The 11969-nt window shown below is 65.3% G+C and carries 11 protein-coding genes; 6 read left to right on the plus strand and 5 right to left on the minus strand.

Features of this window, described 5'->3' with window-relative positions; genetic code table 11:
• Positions 1 to 21: 21 nt before the first annotated feature.
• Positions 22 to 906, minus strand: coding sequence for a 2Fe-2S iron-sulfur cluster-binding protein (locus tag AArcCO_RS15865; RefSeq protein ID WP_303650972.1), 885 nt, complete (start codon positions 904 to 906; stop codon positions 22 to 24).
• Positions 907 to 1150: 244 nt separating this feature from the next.
• Between AArcCO_RS15865 and AArcCO_RS06995 the strand changes: the two genes are divergently transcribed.
• Positions 1151 to 3034, plus strand: coding sequence for an ATP-binding protein (locus AArcCO_RS06995; RefSeq protein WP_259535998.1), 1884 nt, complete (start codon positions 1151 to 1153; stop codon positions 3032 to 3034).
• A gap of 96 nt (positions 3035 to 3130) precedes the next feature.
• The gene (locus AArcCO_RS07000; RefSeq protein ID WP_259536000.1) at positions 3131 to 3559 is read left to right on the plus strand and encodes a universal stress protein; all 429 of its coding nucleotides are present in this window, start codon (positions 3131 to 3133) and stop codon (positions 3557 to 3559) included.
• Positions 3560 to 3577: 18 nt separating this feature from the next.
• Here the strand turns inward: AArcCO_RS07000 and AArcCO_RS07005 are convergent, their stop codons facing one another.
• A complete protein-coding gene (locus tag AArcCO_RS07005) occupies positions 3578 to 4678 on the minus strand; it encodes a mechanosensitive ion channel family protein (protein ID WP_259536002.1) in 1101 nt (366 codons plus the stop codon).
• A 211-nt stretch (positions 4679 to 4889) separates the two neighbouring features.
• Here AArcCO_RS07005 and AArcCO_RS07010 point away from each other — a divergent pair, with 211 nt between their 5' ends.
• Positions 4890 to 6023, plus strand: coding sequence for a hypothetical protein (locus AArcCO_RS07010; RefSeq protein ID WP_259536004.1), 1134 nt, complete (start codon positions 4890 to 4892; stop codon positions 6021 to 6023).
• Positions 6024 to 6046: 23 nt separating this feature from the next.
• Here the strand turns inward: AArcCO_RS07010 and AArcCO_RS07015 are convergent, their stop codons facing one another.
• Positions 6047 to 7207 (minus strand): NAD(P)/FAD-dependent oxidoreductase, encoded by a 1161-nt coding sequence (locus AArcCO_RS07015; protein ID WP_259536006.1) that lies wholly within the window; start codon positions 7205 to 7207, stop codon positions 6047 to 6049.
• A gap of 109 nt (positions 7208 to 7316) precedes the next feature.
• On the opposite strand from AArcCO_RS07015, the gene AArcCO_RS07020 reads away from it, so the two are divergent.
• Together AArcCO_RS07020 and AArcCO_RS07025 are read left to right on the plus strand one after the other, a co-directional pair.
• Complete coding sequence (locus AArcCO_RS07020; RefSeq protein WP_259536008.1) at positions 7317 to 8315, plus strand: ornithine cyclodeaminase family protein; 999 nt, start codon at positions 7317 to 7319, stop codon at positions 8313 to 8315.
• A 152-nt stretch (positions 8316 to 8467) separates the two neighbouring features.
• Positions 8468 to 8977, plus strand: coding sequence for a universal stress protein (locus AArcCO_RS07025; protein ID WP_259536010.1), 510 nt, complete (start codon positions 8468 to 8470; stop codon positions 8975 to 8977).
• Here AArcCO_RS07025 and AArcCO_RS07030 read toward each other — a convergent pair.
• Positions 8965 to 9816 (minus strand): biotin--[acetyl-CoA-carboxylase] ligase, encoded by an 852-nt coding sequence (locus AArcCO_RS07030; protein WP_259536399.1) that lies wholly within the window; start codon positions 9814 to 9816, stop codon positions 8965 to 8967. The two genes, AArcCO_RS07025 and AArcCO_RS07030, sit on opposite strands and share 13 nt — an antisense overlap.
• 155 nt (positions 9817 to 9971) lie before the next feature.
• On the opposite strand from AArcCO_RS07030, the gene AArcCO_RS07035 reads away from it, so the two are divergent.
• Positions 9972 to 11168: an HD domain-containing protein gene (locus AArcCO_RS07035; protein WP_259536013.1), complete on the plus strand. Its 1197-nt coding sequence runs from the start codon at positions 9972 to 9974 to the stop codon at positions 11166 to 11168.
• An 11-nt stretch (positions 11169 to 11179) separates the two neighbouring features.
• On the opposite strand, the gene AArcCO_RS07040 is transcribed toward AArcCO_RS07035, so the two are convergent.
• The gene (locus AArcCO_RS07040; protein ID WP_259536014.1) at positions 11180 to 11965 is read right to left on the minus strand and encodes an N-acyl homoserine lactonase family protein; all 786 of its coding nucleotides are present in this window, start codon (positions 11963 to 11965) and stop codon (positions 11180 to 11182) included.
• Positions 11966 to 11969: the final 4 nt, after the last annotated feature.

The raw sequence follows: 11969 nt of genomic DNA on the forward strand, positions 1-11969 counted from the left end.
GGCCGGAGCGACGTACCCCTATCAGGGATGTTCGTCCGTCTCGACGGCGAACTCCTCGCGGGGTTGGCCGGTACAGGTGAGGACGTAGCCCTCCTCGATCTCGTCGTCGTCGAGAACCTGATTGTCGGTCATCTCGACGAGTTCGTGCCCGTCGCCGTCGACCTTCGCGGTACACTGCCCACAGACGCCGACTTCACACTGGTAGGGAAGATCCCAGCCCTGATCCAGGCCGGCGTACAGCAGCTCCTCGTCTTCGCTCACCGGGATCGTCTCGCCTTCCTTCACGAACTCGATGTCGTACTGCTCTCCGTCGTCGACAGCGTCTTCCTCTTCGGTGTCGTCCTCGTCGTCGGGGTGGACGCCCGTCTCGATGGCGAACTCCTCGCGGGGCTGGCCGGTACAGGTGAGGACGTAGCCCTCCTCGATCTCCTCGTCGTCGAGGTAGTCGTTGGACGTCATCTCGACGAGTTCGTGCCCGTCGCCGTCGACCTTCGCGGTACACTGACCGCAGACGCCGACCTCACACTGGTAGGGGAGATCCCAGCCCTGATCCAGGCCGGCGTACAGCAGCTCCTCGTCTTCGCCTACCGGAATCGTCTCGCCCTCGTTGGTGAACTCGATGTCGTAACCTTCACCGTCGTCGCCGGTGTCGCCCTCCTCGCCGTCGTCCTCCTCGCCGTCGTCCTCGCCGTCCGCCGGGTCTTCGGGCTCCTGGAGATGTTCGGGTTCCTCGAACAGCCCGACGCAGCCGGCCGTCCCGACGGCCGCAGCGCCGGAGATGGCAGCAAGGACTTTCCGGCGCTGTGTTTTACAGCCGCCACGACCATCACAGTCGGCACCGTTCCCGCCGTCACAGTCGCTCGTTTTCGGTACGTGGGGCGTTTCTCCCGAAGCACTGTCGTCCATTATGTTCGTGGATTAGGCTCTGTTTATTTCGGGATTCGGTTGAATATGACAGTGGTTTAAGTACCAGTCCGCCCGTCGTGCTTCCTCCGGCGGAACCGACATTGTGAATCGCCTCGGGGTCAAGCCCCGGGGCATTCTCCTCGACAGCCTGTAAACGAAGACGGGCGCTGTATCCCCGCGCTGAACGCGAGGTTTTAGGCCCTGCACCGCAGTACATAAGTCGACGGCTCCCGGCCCCAGTATCATGGGGCTGGAGGATTTCAGCGATTTCTCGACGGACGACGGCGGCGGATCCGATGGAGACGACTCCAGTGGGGATACCTCCGGCGGGCCGGACGCTCCGGCCGAGACACTCGAGGAGGAACCGGAGTCGACTGCAAGCAGCTTTCAGCGATACGCGATGGAGCCGGTCGGCGAGGACGCCGGCCTGGGGACGATATCCGTTTCTCAGGGGCTCCGGGTCGCCGAGGAGGGCGACGACACCACGCTGCGTGCGTTCATCACGACGGGCAACCGCGAGTCCGTCCGGATCGGGACGTACCTCCTGGTGCCGTATCCGGACGACGAGCGCCTGTTCTGTCGCATCACGGCCCTGGAGTACGCCCAGGAGTTCCAGTCGGACGACGCGACCGAAATCCACGCCAGACGGCAGATGCGCCGCAACGAGTTCGAAGAACGCGATTACAAGTTCACCGCGACGCTTGAACCGGTCGCCGTGCTCTTCGAGGACGACAGTTCGGCGGATGCCGACGGATCGGACGCCGACCGGACGGAACTGAAGCGACGCATGACGGACCGGGTTCCGAAACCGGGTGCTGTCGTCCGGGAAGCGACCGACGCGACCGACATCAAAACCGGACTCAACATCCCCGAGGAGGGCGTCTTCCTGGGTCATCTCTCCGTCGGTGGCGAGAAGATCCGGACCGCCGCGGAGCCGCCGACGGTCGATTACCGGATCGCCGACGACTACGCCGATGGCGATCCGCTGGTGTTTCGTCACACCCTCGTCGCCGGCGGCACCGGTTCCGGAAAAACGCACGCCTCGAAGAACGTCCTCCGGCAGTATCTCGCCGAAGACAGGCGGTACCCCATGGACGACGGTCGGCGGGTGGCTCCGGCGCTGGTGCAGTTCGACCCGCAAGACGAGTACGCCCAGATGCACGACGACAACCCCGAGATGGACGACGCGTTCCGGCGGCGACTCGACAGGGAGGGCGTCGCCTACGGCGGGTACGACGACACGGTCGCGTTGATCCCGACCGAGGCGGGCGTCGAGTATGGCGGCGGCTCTCACCGGGCCGAGCAGCTCCGGTTTACGGTCCCGTTTTCGATCGTCGACGAGTACGACATGCCGTGGCTGGTCGCGGGTGCGTCGCTCAACGACAACCAGTACGGGGCGCTCACCCATCTACTCTCGCGGTTCTTCCGACAGACCGGCGGCGAAGGAACCTATCGGGAGTTCTGTACCTTCCTGGACGACCCCGCTGTGAAAGAGGAGCTCGACGAGTCCGGTCGGGTTCACGAGGCGACGTTCGATGCCGTAAAGCGTCGGGTTCACGGCGTTCCGTCGGGTGTGTTCGACGGCGACGCGGCGGCGATAACCGAACTCGATCACGAACTCGTCCGGCCCGGGGGGTTGTCGGTCGTCCCGACGTATCACCTCTCCTCGAGCCGGGCGAAGGAACTCGTCGTGCTCGCTGTCTCGACGATGCTCGTCGACGACAAGCTCTCGAACAGCCCGAACAGCGAGCGAATCAAGCGAACGCCGATGATCCTCGGGATGGACGAGGCTCACAACTTCCTCTCGGAGGCCGACAACGTCCAGGCCCGAAAGGTGGTCCAGAAGTTCACCGAGGCGGCAAAGCAGGGCCGAAAGGAGCGGCTCGGGCTGTTTCTCATCACACAGGATCCCCAGGACGTCGCCGAACCGGTGTTCAAACAGGTGAACACGAAGGTGGTGCTCAATCTCGGAGACGAGGACGCGATCCAGAGCGTGAACATTCCCGCGAACCTCCAACAGAAGGTACCCTACATGGAGAAAGGACAGATGGTCGTGTACTCGCCGGACAACTCGGATCCCGTCGAACTCATCGGACTGTCGACGTGTCTGACCCGCCACGGGGAGTGACAGGCCGCTCTCGTACTGCTGTCGATCGGCACGCTGCGTTGCCGGAGGGCCCGATAGCCCCACCCGTTTTTGTAGGAGGCCGGCGAACGTTCTACTATGGTAGAACACGTCGTGATCGGGGTCGACGAGTCCGCGAAATCGCGAGCCGCAGTCCAGTTCGTCGTCGACGAGTTCGACGACCTGAAGCTGACGCTCGTTCACGTGCTCAACCCCGGCGAGGCGGCAAGCGGCGGGAGCGTCGGCGGATTTCCGTCGGGCGCGGAAGACTGGTACGAGGACGCAAACGAGCGTGGACACCGATATCTCTCGGAGGCTGCAGAAACGATTCCCGACGGATTCGAGGTGGACAGCCGCGTCGAACTCGGCTCGCCGGCCGAACGGATCGTCGCCGTTGCAGAGGAGGAAGGGGCCGATCACATCGTCGTCGGGAGCCACGGCCGAAGTGGCGTCTCCCGGCTGTTGCTCGGTAGCGTCGCGGAACGCGTCGTGCGAACCTCGCCGGTTCCGGTGACGGTGATCAGGTAACCGGAACTCGACGCCGGCCTACGCTTTCTCGAGGGGCTCATCGGTCGACGGGCTGCTCTCGTCGGGATCCTCGCGGCGCTCTCTGTGGCTCAGTTCCCGCTGTGGGTACGGAATCTCGATACCCTCCTCGGAGAACCGGTTACTGATCGCGGCGATCAGTTCGCCGCGGGCCCTGGTCAGCTCCCTGGGCGTGGGGTCTTCGACCCAGAGCCGAACGACCAACACGACCGCCGAGTCACCGAACCGATCGATCACGACCTCCGGCGACGAGCCCGGGAACCCCTCCTCTGCGGCGAGATCGGTTGCAACCGACTGTGTGACCTCCCGTGCGTGCTCTAGGTCTACGTCGTAGTCGACCCCGACCTCGACGGCCGTCCGGAGCCGGCCGTTCCGGGAGCGGTTGGCGACGATCTCGTTGCCGACGACGTCGTTCGGGACGACGACGTATTCGCCGTCGAATGCCTGGATGCGGGTGCTCATCATCGTGATGTCCGTGACGATCCCCTCGTCGCCGTCGACGGCGACCCAGTCGCCGACCTCGAACGGGCGGGAGAACATGAGCACGAAGCCGGCGAGCATGGACCCGATGGTCTTTCGTGCCGCGAGGCCGATCACGATCCCCAGGAACCCGGCGCCGACGAGCAGCCCGGCGATGTCGACGTTCCAGACGCCGAGGATGACGATGATTCCACCGCCCCACAGCGTGACCTGGGTCACCCGGAGGCTCACCTCGCGCTGGTGGCGGGTCAAGGCGTCGCTTTCGTCACCGAGGTCCTCGAGCAGCCGCCCGCCGATCCCGACGAACACCTGGATCGCGATCAGAACGATGATCGTGACGACTAGCTGCGGGGCACGTTCGTCGAGCCGGAGCACGCCGAACTGATCGAGCAGCGTCTCGGTCTGTCCCCAGATGTCCGCCATGGCAAGCGCCGTGACGATCACGATCCCGACGACCACCGCCGAACTCACCAGGTCGACGCCGACCGGGTTGAGACGGCGGACAGCTCGGCGTCGTACCCTGCGAACCAGATACGCGAACGCGATCCCCACCACCGGCACTATTGCGGTGGCGAGCAGCTTCAGTTCCCAGGACGGGAGGAGTTCTTGGAGTCCAAACATGACGCGTGCGCGACGTCCGTTCGCTGTCGTCGTTCGAAACTGCAGACGGGGGCCGTTCACCTGACGAACGGAGTGGATTCGGGAGTACTCCGCCATGAGTACACATGTATCCTCCGATATTCGCCGGACGGGGGAGATGTCGTCACCCAGCGTGAATTAGCCGTCGACGGATAACAGTAAGTTTGAGTAGTTGCCTCGGATTCTCCTGGGTATGGAGACGCACGGAACGACCGATCCCGACGAGGGGAATGGCGACTCCGGCGAACCGCTCGTCCGTCGGATCGCCGGACGGTTCGCCGGGAGCGGCCACGTTCCGACCTCGTTGCGGGCGGCACTGGATCACTACGCCGACACGGGCCGACCCGCAATCGGGTCCATTCGTGCCCATCGCCGGGCCGAAGATCGGGTCGACGCGATCGTCGACGAGGCGTTCGACGACGTCGAGTGCGCCATCGCGACGGAGTTCGATCGCCAGCCCGACGAGGTCGAGTTCGAATACGGCACAAAACTCACGATGCCGGTCGAACTGACGCTCGCGCACGTGTACGCCGACCGGGACGAACGTGGCGACGACACCGTCGAAACCGCAAAAGCGGTCACGGAACTCGTGGTCGTCGCGCTGCTCGACGGCGACGTTCGGGACGCCCTGAACGACGGCGAGTACGAGGATTTCCGAGTCAACTTCCCGCTCGACGGTGACGAGGATCGCCGCCGGCTCGCGGAGGTGGTCCAGGCGACGCTCCAGACCGACGTCGATACCCGGTTCGAGTCGTTCGACGAGGAGGTCCGGAATGCGTACGACCGCGCGGTCGCGTTCTCGGAAGCACACCAGGACAGGGACCCCCACTTTCGACAGCTTTTCGTGGACGCCAAATCGGGCGACGAGGAGGCGCTCGACTCGATCCGCGAGGAGTACAAACACGCAGGCTTCGAGGAGTCGCCCGAACTGCTCTCGGAGATACCGGGCGATCTGCCCTACTTCAAAACGCAGTACGGCCGTGTCGGCGTGATCTACGACGGGATGATCGACATGTACCGTGCCGCCGGGATTGACGTCGATCCAGCCTTCGAGCTGTCGATCGTGCTGTCGATCATCGGCGCACAGATCTGGCTCGACGACGTCGACGATTATCGACGGGATCTCGCTGACGACCAACTGACTCCCGTAACCGCGGAGTATTTGCTCGCCGAGTCGGACGCGCAAGCGTACGAACGGATCGTCTCGATCACGGAGGCGTATCTCGACGCTGCAAAACGTCGCGCTCTGGCGGCGGATTCGGACCTCGTCAGCATCGGTTCCCGATACATCTACTACTCCGGCAACCCCGACGTTTTGCCGCGGTGAGGGGGGTGTTTCTTCGCGTTCCGTCAGGCAACGTTCCGCTCGACGTGGGTCTGTCCGGATTCGAACCGGTCGCTCGACAGCCCGGAGACGTCGATCGTCGACGCCTCGCCGTCCGTGTAGAGTTCGGCGACGACCGTGCCGGTCGCCGGGGCGTGCTGGAATCCGTGACCCGAATACCCCGCGGCACTTATAAATCCAGGGACGGTTTCCTCGAGGATCGGGTGGTGGTCCGGGGTGACAGCGTACAGGCCGGCCCAGCCGCGCCTGATCCGGGTTTCGGGACCGAAATACGACGCGACGTCGGCGGCCCGTTCGATCGCCGTCGCGGCCCACTCGAGGTCCGTTTTCTCGTCGTAGCTGTCGGGATCTTGTTCCGGGTCCTCGCCCCCGAACTCGCCGCCGACGATCGCGGTTCCCTCCCGTTCGGGGCGGTAGTAGACGCCGACGTCGAGATCGATCGAAAGCGGGGCGTCCTCGGGGACGGGCGTCGTTGGATCCACCACGAGTGCCTGCCGCCGCCGCGGCGAGACCGGCAGGGTCACGTCGGCCATCGCTGCTACTTCACCCGCCCAGGGACCCGCCGCGTTCACCACGACGTCGGCGTCGACCTGCGTTCCGTCGGCGACTACGCCCGAGACAGACGCGTCTTCGCCGGTTCCGTCCCGGATCACGTCCGTCACCGGCGTGTGGGTGTGGATCGTCGCCCCCGCCTCGCGAGCGGCGGCGGCGTACCCCTGCAACGCGAGGTACGGATCCCCGAACCCGTCACAGCCGGCGTAGGTACCACCCTGGAAGGCTCCGGCGTGGAGCTCTGGATACCGATCCCGGAGCTGCTCGGGTTCGAGAAACTCCACTGGAATCCCCAGCTCCTGCTGCATTTCGACGTTTTCCCGGAAGGTCGATACCGTCTCCTCCTCGCGGGCCAAGAACAGATAGCCGACCTGTCGAAAGCCGATGTCGACGCCGAACTCCTCCTCGAACGACTCCCACACCGGAAGCGACGCCCGCGAGAGCTCCACGTTCACCCGCGTCGAGAACTGCGTCCGGACACCCCCCGCCGATCGGGCGGTGCTCCCTCTGCCGATCGATCCCGACTCGTACACGTCGACGTCGACGCCCCTGGAGGCGAGTTCGTATGCACATGCCGCCCCGACGATCCCGCACCCGACAACCACGGCAGTCATACACAAGCGTTCGTGCCGGCACGCAAAACCGTTGCGACGGCGGCGATGTCGACCGGACAGGACACAGCGGACGCAAACTCCTTGTCCTGGCGGGTTGTTGCTTTTTCCCATGCGCGTACTCTCCGACGACGATGTGAGCACGGTACTGGACCTTTCGGCGTTGGTTCCCGAAATCGAAACGGCGTTTCGAAAGGAGGCAGCCGGGGAGGTCGAACGTCCCGAACGTCCACACGTCCCGATCGGGGCGGGACTCGGCGGCGACCGTCGCACCGCGATGGACCCGCAGTCGATCGAGGAACCGCTCGGGACGGGGCTCGTGATGCCGGCGTACATTCACGCCTCGCCGTACTTCGTCGTCAAACTCGCGAACGTCCACCAGGGGAACGTCGAGCGTGGGTATCCGACTGTAAACGCCACGATCGCCCTCGTTGCCGCCGACACCGGCCTTCCGGTCGGTTACATGGCGGGGACCCGGATCACGAACGCGCGAACTGGCTGTATCGGCGGGCTCGCCGCACGGGAACTGGCCGTCGACGGTCCGATCGCGGTGGGCGTGATCGGCGCGGGCGCACAGGCCCGCTGGCAGGTACGTGCGGTCGCGGCCACGAGAGAGATCGAGAACGTGTTCGTCTACTCGCCCAGCGACTCTCGGGAGGTGTGTGCTGCCGATCTGCGGGACCAGGGCATCCCCGCCCGAGCGGTCGATTCGGCCGAGGAGGCAGTCGGCGCCGCCGACGTCGTCGTCACGGCGACGACCGCGACCCGGCCGGTCTTCGACGGCGGGTCGCTTTCTCCCGGAACGCTGGTCGTCGCAGTCGGTGCCTACGAAAGATCGATGCGCGAGCTCGACGACCGCACGATCGAGCGCGCGGGTCGGCTGTTCGCCGACGTGCCCGCCGAGGTTGCGGAAACGGGCGACTTTCCGCAACACGAACCTGCGGATCTAACGCCGTTTTCGGCGGTTCTCCTCGGAGAGTCTGGGAGAGCCGACGACGAGGAGATCATCGTACTGGGCTCGGTCGGCACCGCGGTTCTCGATGCAGCCGCGGCCGCGTTCGTCTACGATCGTGCAGTCGACGCCGACGTCGGCACTACGGTCGACCTGTGAGCGAGTCGGCGTCACTGCGGTCGGTCTCTCCTGCCGCCCAACGGGTCCGAACCGGTGTGGTCTGTCACAACGGGTCCCCTCAAGAACCGGCAATCCGTTCCGGGAGGAAAGATTAAGTCGTTCGACCCGAAGGTTGAGACGAGTTTACCCGGATGTACAGCTGTATCCTGATTCCGACGGACGGTTCGACGGAGGTGGAGCGCGCCGTCGAACACGCGCTCGATCTCGCCGAGGCCCACGGAGCGACAGTTCACGCGCTTTACGTCGTAAACACCGCGAGCTATGCGGGCCTCCCGATGGAAACCGCCTGGGAGGGGGTCGACGAACTGCTCCGCTCTGACGCCGAGGCAGCCGTCGAGACGGTTCGCGAGCGGGCCCAGGCTCGCTCGATCCCGGTCGAAACGTCGATCGTCGAGGGGACGCCGAGCCGATGTATCGTCCGCGAAGCCGAGGAACGTGGTTGTGACCTCATCGTGATGGGTACCCACGGACGCGGCGGGATCGATCGCCTGTTGCTCGGCTCCGTCGCCGAGAAGGTCGTTCGCGCCTCCGCGCTTCCGGTGTTGACAGTCAGCGTCGCTCCCCCAGAAGACGACGCTGTAGTCGAAAGCCAGCCGGCCGAGAGTCGGCCGTCCGACGTCGAAGCCGATCAGTCTTCCTGATCGTCGGTTTCGATCGTTTCCGCTTTCGAGTCCGTTTCCGTGGCAACTCGACGGAGATGAGAACACTCCCCGGCGTGTATCGTTCGGGGCCCCGTCGACGTTTCGACGACGAGCGCTCCCGGAGGTGTGACGTCGACGGCTTTCCCCTCGACTGTGCCGTCGGCCGTTTCGACGCGAACGCGTCGACCCAGCGTGATCGCCCGTTCTCGCCAGGCCGGAAGCACGGCGTCGGGATCGTTCGCGAGTTCGTAAAACCGGTCCAGGAGCTCTCGGATCGCCACGCGACGGTCGATGTCTGTCCCCCGTTCTCCGCTGAGACTGGTAGCCCCTGACGGAAGCGTTTCGGGATCGACGTTCGCGTTGATTCCGATCCCGACGACGAGCCACGAGAGCTGATCGTCTTCGGTTTCCGTTTCGGTCAGTATCCCCGCGAGTTTCCGGCCGCCACGACCCGTGATTTCGTTGTCTTTTTTCCCGTCACCGCCGGCGTCGACCTCGACGATCACGTCGTTGGGCCACTTGATCCCGGCGTCGACGCCGACAGCCTCGCAGGCGGAGACTGCCGCCACGGCAGCCGCCAGCGTAAAAAGGGGCGCGTCACCCGGGGATCGATCGGGGCACAGTAGAATCGACGCGTAGATCCCGCCGGGCGGCCCCGTCCATCCCCTGTCGCGTCTTCCCCGACCGTGTGTTTGTTCGTCGGCGATCACGGCGACGTCGGAATGCCCCTGTGCTGCGAGCCTCCGAGCACGCTCGTTCGTCGACGGGATCGACTCGTGAGTCTCGGTGACGTACGGCGCCTCGATCGATCCTTCGAGTGACGCCGCGAACGCCGCCACTCCGTCGTCGGATGCTGGATCCCCTTCCACGCCGTTCGGTGTGTTCCGATCAGTGATAAACCTGTGTCGGCTCGCCACCGCCGAGTACAACATCAGGTTTGCCGAGTCGTTGGCGATCAGAAAGCCCAAACCGATCCCCCGCGCATCGGCGGACGATGACCCCGGTCAAGGACAGCGTCCACGACTACATTCCCCTGGATCCGGTCGCGGCGGAGTTGATCGACACGCCCGTCTTTCAGCGTCTCCGTCACATAAAACAGCTCTCGACGGTCCGGCTTGTGTATCCGTCGGCCAACCACACGCGGTTCGAACACTCCTTGGGCGTGTACCACCTCACGTCCCGCTCGCTCGAGACGCTCGACGTCGACGAGGATCGGGCCCGCCACGCTCGGGCTGCGGCGTTGTTGCACGACATCGGTCACGGTCCCTACGGCCACCAGACCGAGGAGCTGATACGGCGCCACACCGGGAAGGACCACGACGACGTCGAGTGGCTCGTCACCGACGCCGACCGGGAGGTGACGCAGGTGCTGGAAAAGCACGGGCTGGAACCCGAACGGATCGCCGGACTCGTCCGGGGAGATGGCCCACTCGGCGATCTCGTCTCGGGGGAACTCGACGCCGACCGGATGGATTACCTGGTCCGGGACGCCCACCACACCGGGGTCCCGTATGGGACGATCGATCACGGGAGACTCGTTCGAGAACTCACGCTTCGAGACGGTCGACTCGTCCTCGCGGAAGGCAACGTCCCGACCGCAGAGAGCCTCCTGCTCGCGCGGGGACTGATGAACGCGATCGTCTACCGCCACCACGTCTCACGGATCGCCGGCGCGATGCTGGAACGGGCGAGCGAGCGACTGCTGGACGCCGAGGAGGGATCCGCGGCGGACGTAGACGTCGAAACGTTCCGCCGAATGGCGGATCACGACCTCCTGGTCCGGCTCCGCGAGGGTGCGCCCGATCTCGCCCGCCGGCTCGAACGTCGAGAGCTGTTCAAACGTGCCGTCTGGGCCGAACGCTCCCGGGTTCCCGCCGGCACTGCCGACGTCGATCGGGTCGGTGAACGCGCCGCTGCACGGGAAATCGCCGACCAGGCGGGGATCGATCCCGGAGAGGTCATCGTCGACATCCCGTCCCGTCCGACGCTGAAGGAGTCGAACGCCACGGTCGTCGTCGATGGGACGCCACAGCGTCTCGAGGACGCAAGCGAACTCGTGACCGGGCTGCGCAGCGCACAGCAGGCGAACTGGCGGCTCGGCGTTTACTGTCCCGCACGCCACCGGGAGTCAGTCGCCGACGCCGCAGAACGGGTGCTCGACCTCCAGCCGGGACGTGCTGGAGCGACGTAGCCGACCGACCGCTACAGCTGTCCTTTCAACCGCTCGAACTGGTCGAGATCGTGGCCGTACAGGACGGTCGCGTCGGTGTGCCGCTCGCGCTCTTTTAGTTTCCGGCGGCTCCGGGCCCACGCGCGGGAGTCGTACACCAGGCTCGATCCCATCGAGCGTCCCTCCTCGTAGTTCTCCGCGAGGAACGCCTCGTCGCCCGCGATCAACAACGTCCCCTGCTCGCGGTCGATCTCCGCACCCAGCAACCCGGGCGTGTGACCCGGGAGATCGAGGAGGTCGATTCCCGGAAGCAGTTGACGCTCGCCGTGGACGACCTGCCAGTTCAGGTCGCGGTCGAAGTCGGCCGCGAGATACGCGTCTCCGCCAGCGTCAGTGTTTGCGCTGAGATAGGCGTGTTCGAGTTCGCGACGGTGGACGTACACTGGAACGTCGGTTCCTTCGAACCGATGGAGCCCGCCGGCGTGATCGAGGTGGAGGTGTGACTGGACGACGCAATCGACGTCGCCGACGCCGTATCCCGCTTCCGAAAGCGCCGTCTCGAGGTCGCGCTCCCGGGCGTCCACGTGGGCGAACGCCTCGAACAGCGGGGCCGGCCAGTGTCCGTCGCCGGCGTCGGGATGTGAGCCTGTATCCCAGAGGACCGTCGCCTCGGGATGGTCGATCAACAGGTTCCAGACGGCGAACTCGCCGTACTGTAGTTCCGGTGATTGGTCACTTTGAATGGCCGCCACCTCGGCGTCGAGCGCGAAGTTCAGATCGGCGTGAATGCGTCCCCTGTCGAGCAGGTGTAGCTCCATGCGA

Origin of the sequence: Halalkaliarchaeum sp. AArc-CO, from assembly GCF_024972735.1 — an archaeon.
Taxonomy (GTDB): Archaea; Halobacteriota; Halobacteria; order Halobacteriales; family Haloferacaceae; genus Halalkaliarchaeum.

What these genes read in the sequence shown, in the direction of transcription:
- AArcCO_RS15865 (WP_303650972.1), bottom strand. Translation starts at nt 906, where the DNA reads ATGGACGACAGTGCTTCGGGAGAAACGCCCCACGTACCGAAAACGAGC.
- AArcCO_RS06995 (WP_259535998.1), top strand. Translation starts at nt 1,151, where the DNA reads ATGGGGCTGGAGGATTTCAGCGATTTCTCGACGGACGACGGCGGCGGA.
- AArcCO_RS07000 (WP_259536000.1), top strand. Translation starts at nt 3,131, where the DNA reads ATGGTAGAACACGTCGTGATCGGGGTCGACGAGTCCGCGAAATCGCGA.
- AArcCO_RS07005 (WP_259536002.1), bottom strand. Translation starts at nt 4,678, where the DNA reads ATGTTTGGACTCCAAGAACTCCTCCCGTCCTGGGAACTGAAGCTGCTC.
- AArcCO_RS07010 (WP_259536004.1), top strand. Translation starts at nt 4,890, where the DNA reads ATGGAGACGCACGGAACGACCGATCCCGACGAGGGGAATGGCGACTCC.
- AArcCO_RS07015 (WP_259536006.1), bottom strand. Translation starts at nt 7,207, where the DNA reads ATGACTGCCGTGGTTGTCGGGTGCGGGATCGTCGGGGCGGCATGTGCA.
- AArcCO_RS07020 (WP_259536008.1), top strand. Translation starts at nt 7,317, where the DNA reads ATGCGCGTACTCTCCGACGACGATGTGAGCACGGTACTGGACCTTTCG.
- AArcCO_RS07025 (WP_259536010.1), top strand. Translation starts at nt 8,468, where the DNA reads ATGTACAGCTGTATCCTGATTCCGACGGACGGTTCGACGGAGGTGGAG.
- AArcCO_RS07035 (WP_259536013.1), top strand. Translation starts at nt 9,972, where the DNA reads ATGACCCCGGTCAAGGACAGCGTCCACGACTACATTCCCCTGGATCCG.
- AArcCO_RS07040 (WP_259536014.1), bottom strand. Translation starts at nt 11,965, where the DNA reads ATGGAGCTACACCTGCTCGACAGGGGACGCATTCACGCCGATCTGAAC.